At 49.3% G+C, this 14,697-nt stretch carries 10 protein-coding genes; all 10 read left to right on the forward strand.

Annotated elements, in window-relative coordinates; all coding sequences use genetic code 11:
• The first annotated feature begins 196 nt into the window (after positions 1–196).
• The 10 genes from AC0YOB_RS04270 (at position 197) to AC0YOB_RS04315 (ending at position 14,682) form a co-directional block, all read left to right on the forward strand.
• Positions 197–775 (forward strand): ribonuclease H-like YkuK family protein, encoded by a 579-nt coding sequence (locus AC0YOB_RS04270; RefSeq protein WP_210045320.1) that lies wholly within the window; start codon positions 197–199, stop codon positions 773–775.
• Between the two features lie 295 nt (positions 776–1,070).
• Entirely contained in the window at positions 1,071–2,024 is a 954-nt protein-coding gene (locus AC0YOB_RS04275) for an aldo/keto reductase (RefSeq protein ID WP_475791694.1), read from the forward strand.
• Between the two features lie 72 nt (positions 2,025–2,096).
• Entirely contained in the window at positions 2,097–3,086 is a 990-nt protein-coding gene (locus AC0YOB_RS04280; protein ID WP_475766624.1) for an aldo/keto reductase, read from the forward strand.
• 519 nt (positions 3,087–3,605) lie between these two features.
• Positions 3,606–5,369, forward strand: coding sequence for a sensor histidine kinase (locus tag AC0YOB_RS04285; protein ID WP_475791695.1), 1,764 nt, complete (start codon positions 3,606–3,608; stop codon positions 5,367–5,369).
• Positions 5,362–6,780: a response regulator transcription factor gene (locus tag AC0YOB_RS04290; RefSeq protein WP_475791696.1), complete on the forward strand. Its 1,419-nt coding sequence runs from the start codon at positions 5,362–5,364 to the stop codon at positions 6,778–6,780. Before AC0YOB_RS04285 ends, AC0YOB_RS04290 begins: the two co-directional genes overlap by 8 nt.
• Positions 6,781–6,923: 143 nt before the next feature.
• Positions 6,924–8,642: an extracellular solute-binding protein gene (locus tag AC0YOB_RS04295; protein WP_475791697.1), complete on the forward strand. Its 1,719-nt coding sequence runs from the start codon at positions 6,924–6,926 to the stop codon at positions 8,640–8,642.
• A 73-nt stretch (positions 8,643–8,715) separates the two neighbouring features.
• On the forward strand, positions 8,716–9,606 hold the full coding sequence (locus AC0YOB_RS04300) for an ABC transporter permease (protein ID WP_475791698.1): 891 nt from the start codon (positions 8,716–8,718) through the stop codon (positions 9,604–9,606).
• A 22-nt stretch (positions 9,607–9,628) separates the two neighbouring features.
• Positions 9,629–10,519 (forward strand): carbohydrate ABC transporter permease, encoded by an 891-nt coding sequence (locus tag AC0YOB_RS04305; RefSeq protein WP_475791699.1) that lies wholly within the window; start codon positions 9,629–9,631, stop codon positions 10,517–10,519.
• 23 nt (positions 10,520–10,542) lie between these two features.
• A complete protein-coding gene (locus AC0YOB_RS04310; RefSeq protein WP_475791700.1) occupies positions 10,543–12,555 on the forward strand; it encodes an alpha-amylase family protein in 2,013 nt (670 codons plus the stop codon).
• A 96-nt stretch (positions 12,556–12,651) separates the two neighbouring features.
• Positions 12,652–14,682, forward strand: coding sequence for an alpha-amylase family protein (locus AC0YOB_RS04315; protein WP_475791701.1), 2,031 nt, complete (start codon positions 12,652–12,654; stop codon positions 14,680–14,682).
• Positions 14,683–14,697: the final 15 nt, after the last annotated feature.

The following is a 14,697-nucleotide window of genomic DNA, read 5'->3' on the forward strand; positions in this document are numbered from 1 at the left end:
CACCCACCCTGCATCATAGATGGTTAAATTCCATCCCTCTGCACCAATTACATAAACCGGCTTACCCTTGTATCTGTAAAAAAACGCATAGGTTCGGAGGCTTCGTCATACCATATGGGTGTAGCAAAGGCGGTAACGCGGCGTCTTCGTCAAACCACGGAAAGGAAGATAGACCCGTTGAGGTATAGGTGATGATATGAAAAGTAACCCGAAAATACCCTGGATTCACAGCATGGAATTTATGAACACCACAGAGCGGTGCATGGACTTGAATACGGTCTTCTCGCGGATTGAGTCCTTCATGAAGAAGGAGCCTCATGCCAATTACAATCTGATCATCGGTTCGGACGGCCAAGTGCATCGGGGATTTACAAAACTGATCACGGGGATCATTATCCGCCGTGAAAGCAGGGGAGCATGGGCGTGCTACCGGCAGGTCATTATACCGCGGGAGATCCGATCCGTGCGCAACAAACTTTCCACGGAGACCAGCCTTAGCGAGGAGATTGCATGCTATTTTGATAATCGCAAAAGGAGTCAACTGGAGGATATCATCCTGCCCTATGTCTATCAGGGAGCCTCTTTCGAGGTGTCGATCCATATCGATGCCGGCAGTGACAAATTCATCAGCAAAACTGCGTTCTTTGTTGCCGAAATGGTGGATCGTGTGGAATCCCTGGGCTGGTTGCCCGTCATCAAGCCTGACTCTTTCGGAGCCTCTTCTTATGCAGACCGATATTCGAAAAGCAGCAAGATTCCCGCAAGTTCGATCTGATGGCATCTGTCGAATGACAAAAAAGGTTGCGTTAAAGCCCTTGCTTTTCAAGGGCTTTTTGACTGGCCATTTGCACGGCTATCCAGGAAGAAGCCCAAACCGGCCTTCACTCACTATACTGAATGTTACTAAGTTTCAAACAATTCAGTCATTTCCACCTGCTTCCATGTGATTTATAATAGGACAGGCAGGGGCAAATTTCGGATGCTTCCTCTGAGCTGCAAAAAACGCATAGAAGATTGAAAGCATTTTCAAGAGACTGTTAACGCGGATTCAAGAGAGGAGAATACGGATCATGGAATATGTCAGATTAGGAAAGTCCGGACTTAAAGTTTCGAGAATCAGCCTTGGCTGCTGGAATTTCGGAAGCCCGAACCCGCCCTGGGGGAAAGCGGGCAAGGTCACTCCCGAGGATTCGATACAAATTATACATGCCGCCATCGACATGGGGATCAATCTGATCGATAACGCCAACCGGTACACAGGCGGAGAAGCCGAGGAAATTCTCGGCAAAGCGATCAAAGGCAAACGGGATGAGGTTATTGTAGCTACGAAGGTTCACGGAGAGGTCGGTCCAGGTCCTAACGATAAAGGCCAGTCCCGGGCCCATATCATGAAGGAAGTCGAAAACAGCCTGCGCCGGCTGGGCACCGATTATATCGATTTGTATCAGGCTCATAACGTAGATTGGGATACGCCACTCGAGGAGTCGCTGCGCGCATATGATGATTTGATCCGTCAAGGGAAAGTGCGGTATATCGGCTGCTCGAATTTTCCGGCATGGGTGCTGGCCAAGTCGCTTTGGGTCAGCGATGTGAACAAGCTGGCAAGCTTTGTGTCGGTACAGCCCAATTACAGCCTGACCAACCGTGCGGTGGAGAAGGAGCTGCAGCCGCTGTGCGTTGATCAGGGGATCGGCATGATTTTATACAGCCCGATGGGCGGAGGCATTCTGTCGGGGAAATATGAAGGCAGCGTTCCGGAAGGAAGCAGAGGCGCTGACGAGCCTGCAGTTGTCGAGAAGGCGCAGAGGTTTCAGAACAGTGTTAATCAGCTGAAGGACATAGCGGAGCAGCTGGACAAAACACCGGCGCAGGTCAGTTTGAACTGGATCATCAATCGCCCTGCCGTGTCCTCGGCTATTATGGGCGTGAGCCGCCTGGAACAGCTGCAGGACAATGTCGGTGCGGTTGGCTGGAAGCTTTCCGAGGAACATATGAAGCTGCTAAGCGACGCTTTCCCTGCTTAACTACGGCGGAAGAAGACTCGGATTGGGCGCTTTATGCAGGCATTTTCATTATATTTCGGGAGGAATGACAAAATGGCAGGAACGTATAAGGTAGATTTTCGTCAATTAGGCCGTACCGGAGCCAGGGTTTCGAATCTCTGTCTGGGTGCGATGAATTTTGGTTCGCGAACGGAAGAAAAGGAATCTGTCGAGATCATTCACCGCTTTTTGGACGAGGGCTTGAATTTCATCGATACGGCTAACGTCTACTCCAAGGGAGTATCCGAAAGCTTCGTCGGCAAAGCGATCAAGGGCCGCCGCGATGAGGTTTTCCTGGCAACCAAAGTGCATGGCAGGATGGGCGAGAAGCCCAATGACCAAGGGAACAGCCGCGTCCATATTTTGAAGCAGGTGGAAGAAAGCCTGAGCAGATTGCAAACCGATTATATCGATTTGTACTGGATTCATCGTCCCGACTTGAACACGCCTATTGATGAAACGTTGAAAACGCTTGATGATCTGGTGCGTCAGGGAAAAGTCCGCTACATCGGTCTTTCCACGTTTCCGGCCTGGCAGACGATGGAATCCATTATGATCAGCAAGCAAATGAATCTGGAGCAGTTTGTGGCCGAACAGCCGCCATACAACCTGTTTGACCGCAGTGTGGAGGAGGAAGTGGTCCCGGTTTGCCAAAAATACGGCCTTGGCATTATGCCTTGGGGGCCATTGGCTGAAGGCTGGCTGACCGGCAGATACCGCAAGGATCAGCCTTTCCCGCAGGATACGCGCGTTTCCCGCAAAAATGTAGATTTGAATTCAGGCTACATCGTGGATCGTCTGAACGCGATCGAGGCGTTGATGCCAATTGCGCAAGAGAAGGGAATTACTTTAAGCCAGCTGGCTCTGGCCTGGCTGATTCAACAGCCTGGCGTTACTGCGCCGATTATCGGGCCAAGAACCATGGAACAATTGAACGATAATCTGGGTGCGCTTAATGTTGAACTGAACCAAGACGATCTCGACCGTATCGATGCGGCGATTCCGCCAAAATCCCGTGTTGGCGGGAAACGTCACTGGGAATAAGAAGTCGAGCAACGTAAATCCTGGTGCGGCCTTTTCAAAATTGCTTTCTAAGAAAGGGCCGCTTCGGGAAATTGAGCAGAGTTCCATGTACAAGCGGTTTAGATAAAGTACGGCAGCCGGGCTCGATCGCGAGCGCCGGCTTTTTTTGTGCCCTCTTTCATTTGTGGATAATTAACTAATAAAAGAAATAAAAACATAATATTACATATTATTGTAGATATAAATCTGTTATTTAGAAGTAGTTCCTACATTCCTTTTACGCTTTCTTCAACGCCTGGCATACCCTCCTAATAATCTGAATTTCAAATGATAATTACCAGATAGAGATAGTCAATTTAAAGCGTGCGTGATACATTGAACTATAGTATTAAACACCGTTCATTATAATGAACGGTTGCCCGGGAAGGGAGTGATGACATTTAAGATGAATTTGAGACCGTGTTAACATCATACAACTCTGGTCAATGCGATTGTCGATGGCAATCGTTTTTTCAACGCCAATGAGCAGGAGCTGATTCATTGAACATCTATGGTTATTTCGTAAACCTCTATCAATCCATCTTAAATCACCACAGCCAACTCACCTTGAAAAAAAGAATTGTCTTCATTTTTGCCGCTAGTACTTTTATTCCGTTTTTCTGTACGGCAGTTATTTCCTACAATGCAATCAATTCGATTCTGACGAGCAGACTCGAATCCGGCATTGAGAGCAATCTTGATCAAATTGTGCTCTCGCTTGAAAATTCCATTGACAATATCAATCATATCTCCCAGCAGCTTGCTTATCCAGGGAGCATAGCGGTCAAACTGGAAACCTATCTGGATACCGGCAACCCCAATATACGCCGCAATTTGGTCGATCAAATTAAACAGGAAATCAATCATGCTACGTTCACCAATCCCAGTATCGGTTTAACCATGTATTATCGGGAAAATGGCCAGGTGCTTTTCGAAAATTTCCCCCTGAAAGACAGTTTTGACATCGGGAATCTCCCTGCTCTGGCGAAGTATTATAAAATTACGTATTTTGGACCGCATATCAGCAATCAACGGTTCACGAATGAATACGTGCTGTCGGCTACGCGGGAGGTAGATATCCCCGGCAAGGAAAGCCTCTACATCTATATCGAATCCGGCTATAAGCTTACCCAGAACATATTGCATGCCGACCGGAGCGCCAAGAATACCTTTAACCTGATTATGGACAACAACGGAAAAATCGGGTACAGCGAGCTGGAATCCATATTTCCGGTTAGTTCCCGTTTTCAGGGCAGCATGTCCGGGAAGCAATCCGGTATGATTGGCGATTATTATTGGTTCGGCAAAAAAAGCAACCAGGGATGGGAATTCGTGACCCTGATCCCGATTTCCGAATACAACAAGGAAAAACGACACTGGATCACACAAATGGTTGTTTTATCTCTTATGTTCGCCATTATCAGTCTGTTGATTGCTTGGATGTTATGGAAGATGGTATATAAACCGCTCAACCGGTTCAGTCTGGAAATCCGCAGCATGGCTCACAGCGATTTTGATTCCAGGTATGAAGAAACCAGGATTCCGGAATTCGACTTTCTGCTCATTCAATTTCAAAAAATGAAAAAACAGATCAGGGAGCTGTTTGTGGAAGTAGAGCTAAAAGAAAAACGAAGAATGGATCTGGAAATTGAAAAGCTCCGGTACCAAATTAACCCTCATTTTCTTATGAACACATTGGATACGGCCCATTGGCTGGCCGTTATGAACGGTCAGAAAGAAATTGACCGCCTTGTGCTGTCGCTTAATAAATTACTGCATTATAATCTTGGGAAAATGGGAGTGGTTTCCACTATTTCTCAGGAAATCGAGTCGTTAAAAAATTATTTGATACTGCAGCAGATCCGCTATGATTTTGAATTCGTTGTTAGAATCCATGTGGATGACAAAATATTGAGTGAACCTGTTCCAAGATTTATTCTGCAGCCCTTGGTTGAAAACGCTCTCTATCATGGAATAAAGGATAACGGCTGCATTCTGGTGGAGGTCAGATTCGATCAAGGAATCCTGATTTCGGTTTTCGACAACGGAATCGGCCTGTCACAAGAAACCATCGACAAGCTGCTGGATCGGGACAGCCCGGCAGAGGAGAAGCTCGGTATGGGAATTGGCATCAATTATGTGAAGCGCATGGTAGATTCGCATTACGAAGGCAGAGCACGATTAGACATCAACAGCATGCCAGGAGAAGGCACAACGGTTTGTTTGAGTCTTCCGGTGCAGAAAGAGGAGGCGCGAAATGATTAATGTGCTTGTAGTAGATGATGACAAATTGGTCCGCAAGGGTTTGATTTCGTCCATGCCGTGGGAAGAGTTCGATATGAAGGTGGTTGGAGAAGCCAATAATGGAGAAAAAGCGCTGGAGCTTCTGGAAACCCACAGAATTCATTTATTGCTGACGGACCTGGCTATGCCCGTTATGAACGGGCTCGAGCTGATGCGGGTTGTACGGAATCGGTTTCCAGATATCCATATTGCGGTCCTTACTTTGCACCAGGATTTTGATTACATCCAGGAAGCCCTGCGGCTCGGAGCGATTGATTTTATTGTGAAGGTGCAGCTTGAAGAAGAACGTTTCGAGGAAGTGCTGGGTCGGATTCACAACCGCATTCTCCAGGAGCAAATGAAGAAAACGGTTGTTTCTTCAAGTGCAGCCGGCATGGATCCTTTTGCAACCGATACGGGATTTGCGCTTTTACCAGTAGGTGAACCTGACGATGTGGAATGGTTATACCAACTCATCGGCATCTCCGATTGGGTACTGAACGGAATTGATCATTATATATGGCTGTGGCTTCCCGGGGATGAGCCGGATAACGGAAAATCTTTTGAGATCATGATAAATCAAGCTCTTGATCGCAGCGGATGGCTGGTCATGCGTCTGGAGGGGCTGGCCGGGAAGTCCAAAAAGGAAGTATTGAGCCTGCTGAGGAATTACCGGATGGGGGATTTGTTTTATGATTTTGATGACAGCCGGAACGATCTGCTGCAGAAAAGCATTCATGAGCTGCCGGGCAAACCAAAATCGTTGGAGGAAGAGGAATTCACCTCGCTGAAGGCTCGCTGGCTGTCCTTTGACTGGACCCAACAGGAAAGTCTCGAAGGTCTGAAGTCGGAGCTTATAAGGCTGCGGCTGCCCTCTTCCCGGCTCAATCACTTCCTTCATGAAATTGCCATGGATTGGAATCGGGTCTACGGCGAGCTATTGGAGTCCAACATCGAGCTTCCCGCCATGTTTACAAGCTGGGGAGAGGTTGCAGGCTGGCTTGCGCATGTCCGTGAAACGGCATGTCTGCTGCAGGGCTCGGAGTATTCCTGGGAGGTTGTCAACAGCATCATGACGGCAGTCAAGATTGTGAAGGATGAGCTGGATCAGCAGCTGTATGCCATTGATGTTGCCAAAAGGGTCAATATGAGCCGAAGTTATTTCAATCAATGCTTCAAGGACATTGTCAGTCAATCGTTCAACGAGTATTTGCGGCAGGTGCGAATGAAAAGGGCCGAAGAATACTTGCTGCAGTCAAGAAAACCGGTTCAATGGATCGCTGAGCGGACGGGGTACGTGGATGTAAAATATTTCAGCCGCATATTCCGGGAATCTACCGGCATGACGCCCAGTGAATACCGAAAAAACAAGAGCAGGGCGATGAATGTCTGAGATTGGGTAGAAAGATGACCGGCTGCCGGAGATATTCGTCCAATGTTCACCCATTTTTATGATCATGCTTCAGATATAGAGCGCTTTCAACAGTGATAGAATAATCAATATTCCTACCAGAGACAAGAAGGGAGATGGCAACGATGGCGAAAAAAGGGTTCATCATTCTTATGGTTTTTGCGATCAGTTTGTTAAGCGCTTGCACGTCGGATACGCCAAGCAGCAGCAACACTGCGGCCACGGCCACGCCAGGCAATACGGCAGATACGGGGGAGGCGCCCGATCCGTTCGGCAAGTATGAAGAAACCGTCAAGGTTTCGATTGGCCAATGTACCGATCCGACGAACAACAGTCTGCCGGAAGGGGATACGCCGGAGGATAACGTATTCACCCGAAACGTGGAAGAAGTGCTCAATGTAGACATCGAGTATGCATGGAGTGTCGCTTGCGGAGCCAACTGGGATCAAAAATTGGGCATATCCATTGCAAGCGGAGATTTACCCGATGCGATGGTCGTCAATCAATTAGCGCTTCGCGCAATGGTGGAAGCCGGACAGCTTGAGGACATGACAGAGGTATATGAGAAATATGCTGCACCAGGCGTGAAGGACGTCATTGACGCAACGGAAGGCTTTGGTATTAATGCGGCGACGTTTGACGGAAAACTGATGGCGATCCCGGGCTCCAAAGGGGGCGCAGACGGCGTTCACCTGATGTATATGAGAAAAGACTGGCTTGACAAGCTGGGTCTTGAACCGCCGAAAACGATAGATGAGTTCGAAAAAGCCATTCAGGCGATGACGGAGAAGGATCCGGATGGCAACGGTCAGAACGATACGTTCGGGTTATCGGGTCCGCAAAGCGGTGACGGCAAATTGAATGCTACATTCCTTGAATCCGGCAATAATCTCTATGGATTTGATCCGATCTTCTCCGCTTTCGACTCCCATCCGGGTTATTGGCTGGAGGGTGCGGACGGCAAGCCCGTATACGGCTCCACGCTTCCTGAAACCAAAGAAGCACTGGCCAAGCTGCGCGACTGGTACGCCAAAGGATGGATTGATAAGGAGATGGGCATAAGGAAAGATTCAGCCGAGCCCATAGTTTCGGGCAAAGCAGGCATGTTCTCCGCACCTTGGTGGATGGGTTACGGTCCAATCGTGGATATGGTTAAAACCAATCCGGATGCCAATATGCTGGCCTATACCCTGCCGCTTGATAAGGACGGGGAGTACAATCCGCATATCAACGCGCCGACAACGGAATTCCTGGTTGTCCGCAAAGGGTTCGAGCATCCTGAAGCGATCGCGAAAATTAATAATGTGGTTTTCCGGGACAGCGACAAATTGGAAAGCGATACGGGTCTGGATCCGGGACTTTCCCCGCTGCGCCTGGTTATGTCCAGATACGATAAATTCGAAGGAAGCGTCAAGCTCCTGCAGGAAGTGCTTGCCGGCGAGAAGCCGAAGGAGGTTTTGGCGGATCAGCCCTATGATCCGAATCTGCCGAACGAATATGATGCGATTCTGAAAGTCAAGCTGGAACCGTATGACAACCCCAGCATCGAATATTGGAATCCCGAGGCTGATTGGGGCGCTTTCGCCCGCGCCTACTGCCGGTTGATCGGCGTAGCCCCGCTGATCGACAAGCCGATGAATAAAGTAGGCAGCCTGATTTATTCTCAAACCAAATCAATGGAAAGCAAATGGGCCAATCTGGAGAAGCTCGAATCCGAAACGTTCATGAATATCATTATGGGTTTTACACCTCTTGATTCCTTCGATCAATTCGTTGCGGATTGGAAAAAACAAGGCGGCGACCAAATTACCGCTGAAGTAGAAGAGTTCATTAAGGAAAAGTAAGCGGACTCCAGGCAGAGGCGCAGGTTTGACCTAGCGCCCCTGCCTCACAAGTCCAGGGAAAGGAGAGGGACAGATGAGCACCAAATCATTTATCAAGCACTATTATTTCATGCTGCTTCCCGGATACCTCTGGGTCATCGTCTTCAGCATCATTCCGATGTTCGGAGTCGTCATTGCGTTTCAGGATTTCACTCCGGGCAAGGGCATGCTGGGGTCCGAATGGATCGGACTGGATACGTTCCGTTATATGTTTACGCTTAATGACACCAAGACCATTTTTTTTAATACCATCTTTATCGCTGTCCTGAAAATCATCGGCAATTTGGTGGTGCCGCTCATTTTTGCATTAATGCTGAATGAACTGCGTATCGCCGTTATGAAGCGATGGATTCAAACGGTGGTTTATTTACCCCACTTTTTATCCTGGGTCATCCTTGGCGGTATTTTTCTGGATATTTTTTCGTTTCAAGGACCCGTCAATCAGATCTTCGCTGTTTTCGGCGTGGATCCGGTGCTGTTTTTTGCCAGAGCGGATCTGTTTCCTTACCTGGTTGTCGGCAGCGACGTGTGGAAGGATTTCGGCTTTAACACCATTATTTATTTGGCAGCCTTGACCGGTATCAATCCATCCCAATATGAGGCAGCGGCCATAGACGGGGCGAGCAGGGCGAGACGGCTTTGGCATGTGACCTTGCCTGGCATACGCACCACTACTGTGCTTCTGGCAGTATTGAGTCTCGGAAACGTCATGAACGCCGGATTCGACCAGATTTTCAATCTGTATAATCCTCTTGTTTATACGTCCGGGGATATTATCGACACCTGGGTGTACCGAACAGGTTTGCTGAATCTTCAGTATGGCCTGGCTACAGCTGTCGGCTTGCTGAAATCGGTCGCCGGATTCCTTTTGATCTCCGTCTCTTATATTTTGGCTTACCGATTTACGAATTACCGCATTTTCTGAACAGATTGGATGGTGGAGGGATATGGTCAAAGATACGACGGTCAGCTCCAAAGTGTTTGATGTGCTGCTGATTCTGATTTTACTTGCAATTACGATCACATGTATACTGCCGATCTGGTATACATTGGCCCTCTCGTTAAGCTCGAAGACAGCGGCTGCCGCCGGTCAGGTTTGGTTATGGCCCGTTGAATTCAATTTCAATTCCTATCATGAGATTCTGAAAGACAACCAATTTTTTCATTCTTTCTGGATCTCCATACAACGCGTGGCATTGGGCGCGGTATTGAATTTTTTTGTGGTTGCACTGCTTGCTTATCCCTTGTCGAAGAGCAGCCGGGATTTTGGTCAGCGGAATGTGCTTATGTGGGTGCTGGTTTTCACCATGCTGTTCAACGGCGGATTGATTCCCTTATATTTGACCGTCAAGCAATTGGGCTTGATCAACAGCATTTGGGCGCTTGTGCTGGTTGCGGGAGCGCAGGGGCTCGTGTTCAATGTGATATTGGTGGTGAACTTCTTTCGCAACCTGCCGAAGGAGCTGGAAGAAGCGGGGCTGGTGGATGGAGCGGGTCCGTGGACCTTGCTGTTTAAAATATTTATTCCCTTATCCGTTCCGGTTCTTGCAACGGTGACGCTCTTCAGCATTGTCATGCACTGGAATGAGTTTCTATACGGCCTGGTATTCATGACGCGGGAGCAGTTCTATCCGCTGCAAACCTATATTCAACAGATGGTCGTCATGCTGGATCCGTCCACGATGACGGAGGATCAATACAGAAGGCTTAGTCAAATCTCCAATCGCACCCTGAATGCTTCAAAAATCTTTATCGCCATGATTCCCGTCCTGATCGTCTATCCGTTTTTGCAGCGCTACTTCATTCACGGGATTACACTTGGCTCCGTCAAAGAATAGAAGTGGAAGGAGGGCTCGTCCCATTGACCTGGTGGAAGAACAATAACTTGCGGATGATTCAAAACAACCTGCGGGAATCCGACGCCAACTTGAATGTCGACCGATTAATGGATGATCTGAACCGCTTATCGGCAAATGTACTCATGCTGAATGCGGGCGGTATCGTGGCTTTCTATCCGACTCAACTCGAGTATCACTATCGCGCGGCCGGCCAGAACAAGGATTTGCTCCGGGAAGCCATCGAGAAGACCCATGCCAACGGCATGAAATTCATCGCGCGTTTCGATTTCAGCAAAGCGCATGAAACGATTTACGAGAAACAGCCGGACTGGTTTTACCGGACGCGGGCAGGCGAAGCCGTGAATTATCATGGTATCGTCCATACCTGTGTGAACGGCTACTACCAAAGGGAATATTCGCTCAAGATTCTTGACGAGGTTCTTTCCAATTACGAGGTGGATGGCATCTTCTTCAACATGTTCGGCTATCAGACATGGGATTACAGCGGCACGCAGTATGGAGCCTGCTATTGTGACAATTGCCGATCGCGGTTCAGGGATCTATACGGATTGGAGCTGTCAGCACCGGATGATCCGGGAAATCTGAAATATCGGGAATTTCAGGAAATGACGACAAGGTCGATGCTCGACAGCATCTACGATCTGGTCCAAAGCAAGAAAAAAGATATTGCCATATCTACCTATCATGAACATAAGGTCGATATTGTCCGCAAGGAATCGAATACCGAAATTGGCCGGCCTTATCCACTGTGGCTGTATTCCGCTTCCGAGAACGTCAAATCTCTCGAGGATTCCTGGGATGACAAGCTGGTCAGCAACTGCTGTATCAATGCTGTCGGGCTGGTGCACAGATTTACGGGCGTATCCGCGCATGAGGTCAATATTCGTTTGAAAGAGAGTCTCGCCAGCGGATCAGGATTGGACTTCTGCATTATCGGCGCGTTCGAGGATTATCCGGACCGCCATAATCTGAATACGGTCGCGGAGATCTTCAAGTATCACCGGGACAACGAGCAGTACTACGGGCGTTTCTTGTCCGTCGCCGACGTTGCTTTGATTAAGCCGGGGAAGCATTCCCGGGAAAACGGAAATGAATATTTGGGATTGTTCAAGATGCTGAAGGAGCGCCACATCCTGTTCGATGTGGTCCATCAACATGCATTAGCGGAAAGAGGGGAGGAGCTCAAGCGTTACAAAGCGATTGTCATCCCCGGTATTTCCGAAATGTCCGAACTGGAAATGCAGCAGCTGACGAATGCGCATCTGCAGGGCGCATGCTTGATTGCAACCGGCGGTTCCTTTACCGGGGGCGATGAAAACCGGGCTTTTTTGCGGCGGATATTTGGGATCATTCCCGAAAGCCTTCAGCTGATCCGGAAAGAATCGGCCTATCTGTTTACGGAGGATAAACAAGTGTTCAAGCGCTTTACGGAACGCGACTGGATTTTTCTGGGGGAGCAATTCCATCGGGTCGAAATGGAACCGGATGTCGGCCGCCAGCTTCCTTATGTGGATTCCTCCACGTTCGGTCCGCCTGAACGGGCATTCGGGCACCAAATTACAGGCCAATATTACGGGGCAGGGCTGAAGAAAGAGGAGCTGCGCAAGACCGCTTATATCCCTTGGCAGCCGGGGCAGCTCTACTATAATCACGGCTTCGCCGATCATAAGCATATTGTGCTGGATATTCTTTACCATATGACGGAAACGCCTTGGGAACTGGAAACGAACGCACCGCAGAATGTTGAGGTTTTCTTCAACCGTTTGGATGCGCATACCTGCATTTTGCATGTATTGAATCTGTCAGGCTTCAATGGCGTCACCTATTTCGATCCATTGCCTGTTTCGGGCATGCATGTGAAGCTTGCCAATATCGGCCCGATCACTGAAACGACCAATCTGGCCGGCCAGTCTGCCGTTCGTTTCGACAACGGAGGCGGCGGAGCCACTGTGCATTTACCGACATTGACCGACTTCGCGGCGATACTGATCAGGACTGCTGCTGCTGAGCAGTGAAAGCTGAAAGATGGGGCCGCTCTCTTAGAAGTCCGGTGATTAACTGGCGGAGCAGGCGGAAATAGTCTGGAGAAGCGTAAAGGGGAGGCGCCTTATATGTCGAAGGGAACCGATAGCAGCTTGTGGTGGCGCAAGCCTTTAAGAGTCATCCAAGCAAACCTGCAGGTGAGAGATACGGAGAGGATTGACCCGGTAAAACTGGTCCATCAATTAAAGGAGCTGGGGGCAAACACCATTGTTTTTAATGTCGGGGGAATATATGCCTGGTATCCCAGCCAGGTTCGTTATCATATAAGGAATGAATATTTGAGTGAGGACCGGCACCTCCTGCAGGAGGTAATCGATGCCTGCCGGGAGCAGGAGTTGAGATTTGTTGCCAGATTTGACTTTGGCAAGGCGGAAGACAGTGTTTATTTGCAAAGACCGGAATGGTTTGCAAGGCAGCAGGACGGAAAACCAAATTATATCGGTGTTTATCGTCCGGGCGGATGGCCGCTGCTCCTGCACACCTGCATCAATGGCGGGTACAGAGGTAACGAGGTTGCGGTTCAGGTCCTGCAGGAGGTGCTGGATCATTACGCGGTAGACGGGATTTTTCTGAACGCACCGAATTATACGACGTGTTACTGCCATGAGTGCAAGCAAAAATATGCTGCTCTATACGGCGAACAATTGCCTGATGATGTTTCGCGGTTTGCCCAGGATTGGGCTGCCCGTTGTTATCACGATAACCTTTCCTTGCTACGTACGGCGATTAAGAGCAGGAAAGCGGAAATGCCGCTTATTTTATATTACCAATTATCCCGGGAGGAATCGATTCTCGACCGGTCACCTTTGGCGGACATCATGTGCACCGAACCGCATGATGTATTGTCCCGCGGCAGGAGCAGCCTTCCCGAATGGTATAATCCTGCTCTTTCGGTAAAGCTGGGCAGGACGATGGAAGGGCTGCCGAGTCCATTCGGGATTATTCATACCTCTCCCGGAATGGATTGGCGTCATACCGGCCTGCCGCCTGCCGAGCACAGGTTCTGGATGTCGCAGGTTCCGGCGAATGGCGGCCATATCTGGCATTCCTTGACGGGAATTCCCGATACCATTGCCGACAAGCGTATTCTTCAATCCGTAGCCTCGATCAATCATGACACCGCCGTCATTGAGCCATACATGGAGGATGCCAAACCGCTCTACGAGCTGGCTCTGGTCTGGAATGATGATCCATCGGGAGAGGGATGGTCCGATGCCTTGATGCAGAAGCATTTCTTGTTCGATCTGCTGATTCCCGGCCATATCTCCACAGCCCGCTTGTCGAAATATGCAGCGGTCATTATTCCGGAAGGCACGAGCCTCTCCGAGCAACAAGCTGCAGACCTGTCCGGCTATGCAGCCGGGGGCGGAAATCTTGTCCTGGAAGGTCATCATCCGGATGAATGGAAGGAAATACTGCGTCTTCAGGGCTCGCAATTGAGCGAAGAGCTTGCAGCAGCCTATATCCGCCTGGACGGACCTGCCAATCCCCTGAGAACGGGTCTGGAAGATACCTCGCTAATCCCGCTTCGAGGCCGGGTAACGTACTGCCGGCCAGGCAGAAATACGCAGGTATTAGCGACGCTGGTCCCCCCTTTCTCTCCTTTGGAAAGTGTAGGCGCTCCGCCGGAGAGAGCTTCCCTGCCCGCGGAGAAAACGGATATTCCCTTGGCAATGCTAAATCCATACGGACAAGGAAACATCATGTACTTTCCATTTTCCCTGGGGCAGCTGTTGAGGCAGTACGGGCTGCCTGACCATCATACGTTGCTGTCAAACACGTTAATCATGCTGCTGAAGGGTAAGCCGGTCATTGAAATCCAGGATGCCGAAGGGGTGCAGGCAAGCGTCTTCCAAAAGCATAATGATTACCTGATACATCTGGTGAACGGTACCGGACGGCGGCCGTTGGCTTCTTGCGTTCAGCTGCGTGATGTCGCCGTTTCCTTTGCTGTTCCCTTTGACCGGGAGGCCAAGCAAGTTAAGAAGCTTCTGTCTGCAGGCGATGCTGAATGGAGACAAGAGGGGAACAGGGTAAGGATAAAGGTGGATCTTCTGAAGACTTGGGAATGTATTCATGTTTCCACAATGGAAGCATAAAGCTCCGAAAATTGT

This window comes from Paenibacillus sp. JT31N17 (assembly GCF_056269255.1).

Bases quoted from the DNA above. Each gene is read 5' to 3' on its own strand.
- AC0YOB_RS04270 (WP_210045320.1), top strand. From the start codon at position 197: ATGAAAAGTAACCCGAAAATACCCTGGATTCACAGCATGGAATTTATG.
- AC0YOB_RS04275 (WP_475791694.1), top strand. From the start codon at position 1,071: ATGGAATATGTCAGATTAGGAAAGTCCGGACTTAAAGTTTCGAGAATC.
- AC0YOB_RS04280 (WP_475766624.1), top strand. From the start codon at position 2,097: ATGGCAGGAACGTATAAGGTAGATTTTCGTCAATTAGGCCGTACCGGA.
- AC0YOB_RS04290 (WP_475791696.1), top strand. From the start codon at position 5,362: ATGATTAATGTGCTTGTAGTAGATGATGACAAATTGGTCCGCAAGGGT.
- AC0YOB_RS04295 (WP_475791697.1), top strand. From the start codon at position 6,924: ATGGCGAAAAAAGGGTTCATCATTCTTATGGTTTTTGCGATCAGTTTG.
- AC0YOB_RS04300 (WP_475791698.1), top strand. From the start codon at position 8,716: ATGAGCACCAAATCATTTATCAAGCACTATTATTTCATGCTGCTTCCC.
- AC0YOB_RS04305 (WP_475791699.1), top strand. From the start codon at position 9,629: ATGGTCAAAGATACGACGGTCAGCTCCAAAGTGTTTGATGTGCTGCTG.
- AC0YOB_RS04315 (WP_475791701.1), top strand. From the start codon at position 12,652: ATGTCGAAGGGAACCGATAGCAGCTTGTGGTGGCGCAAGCCTTTAAGA.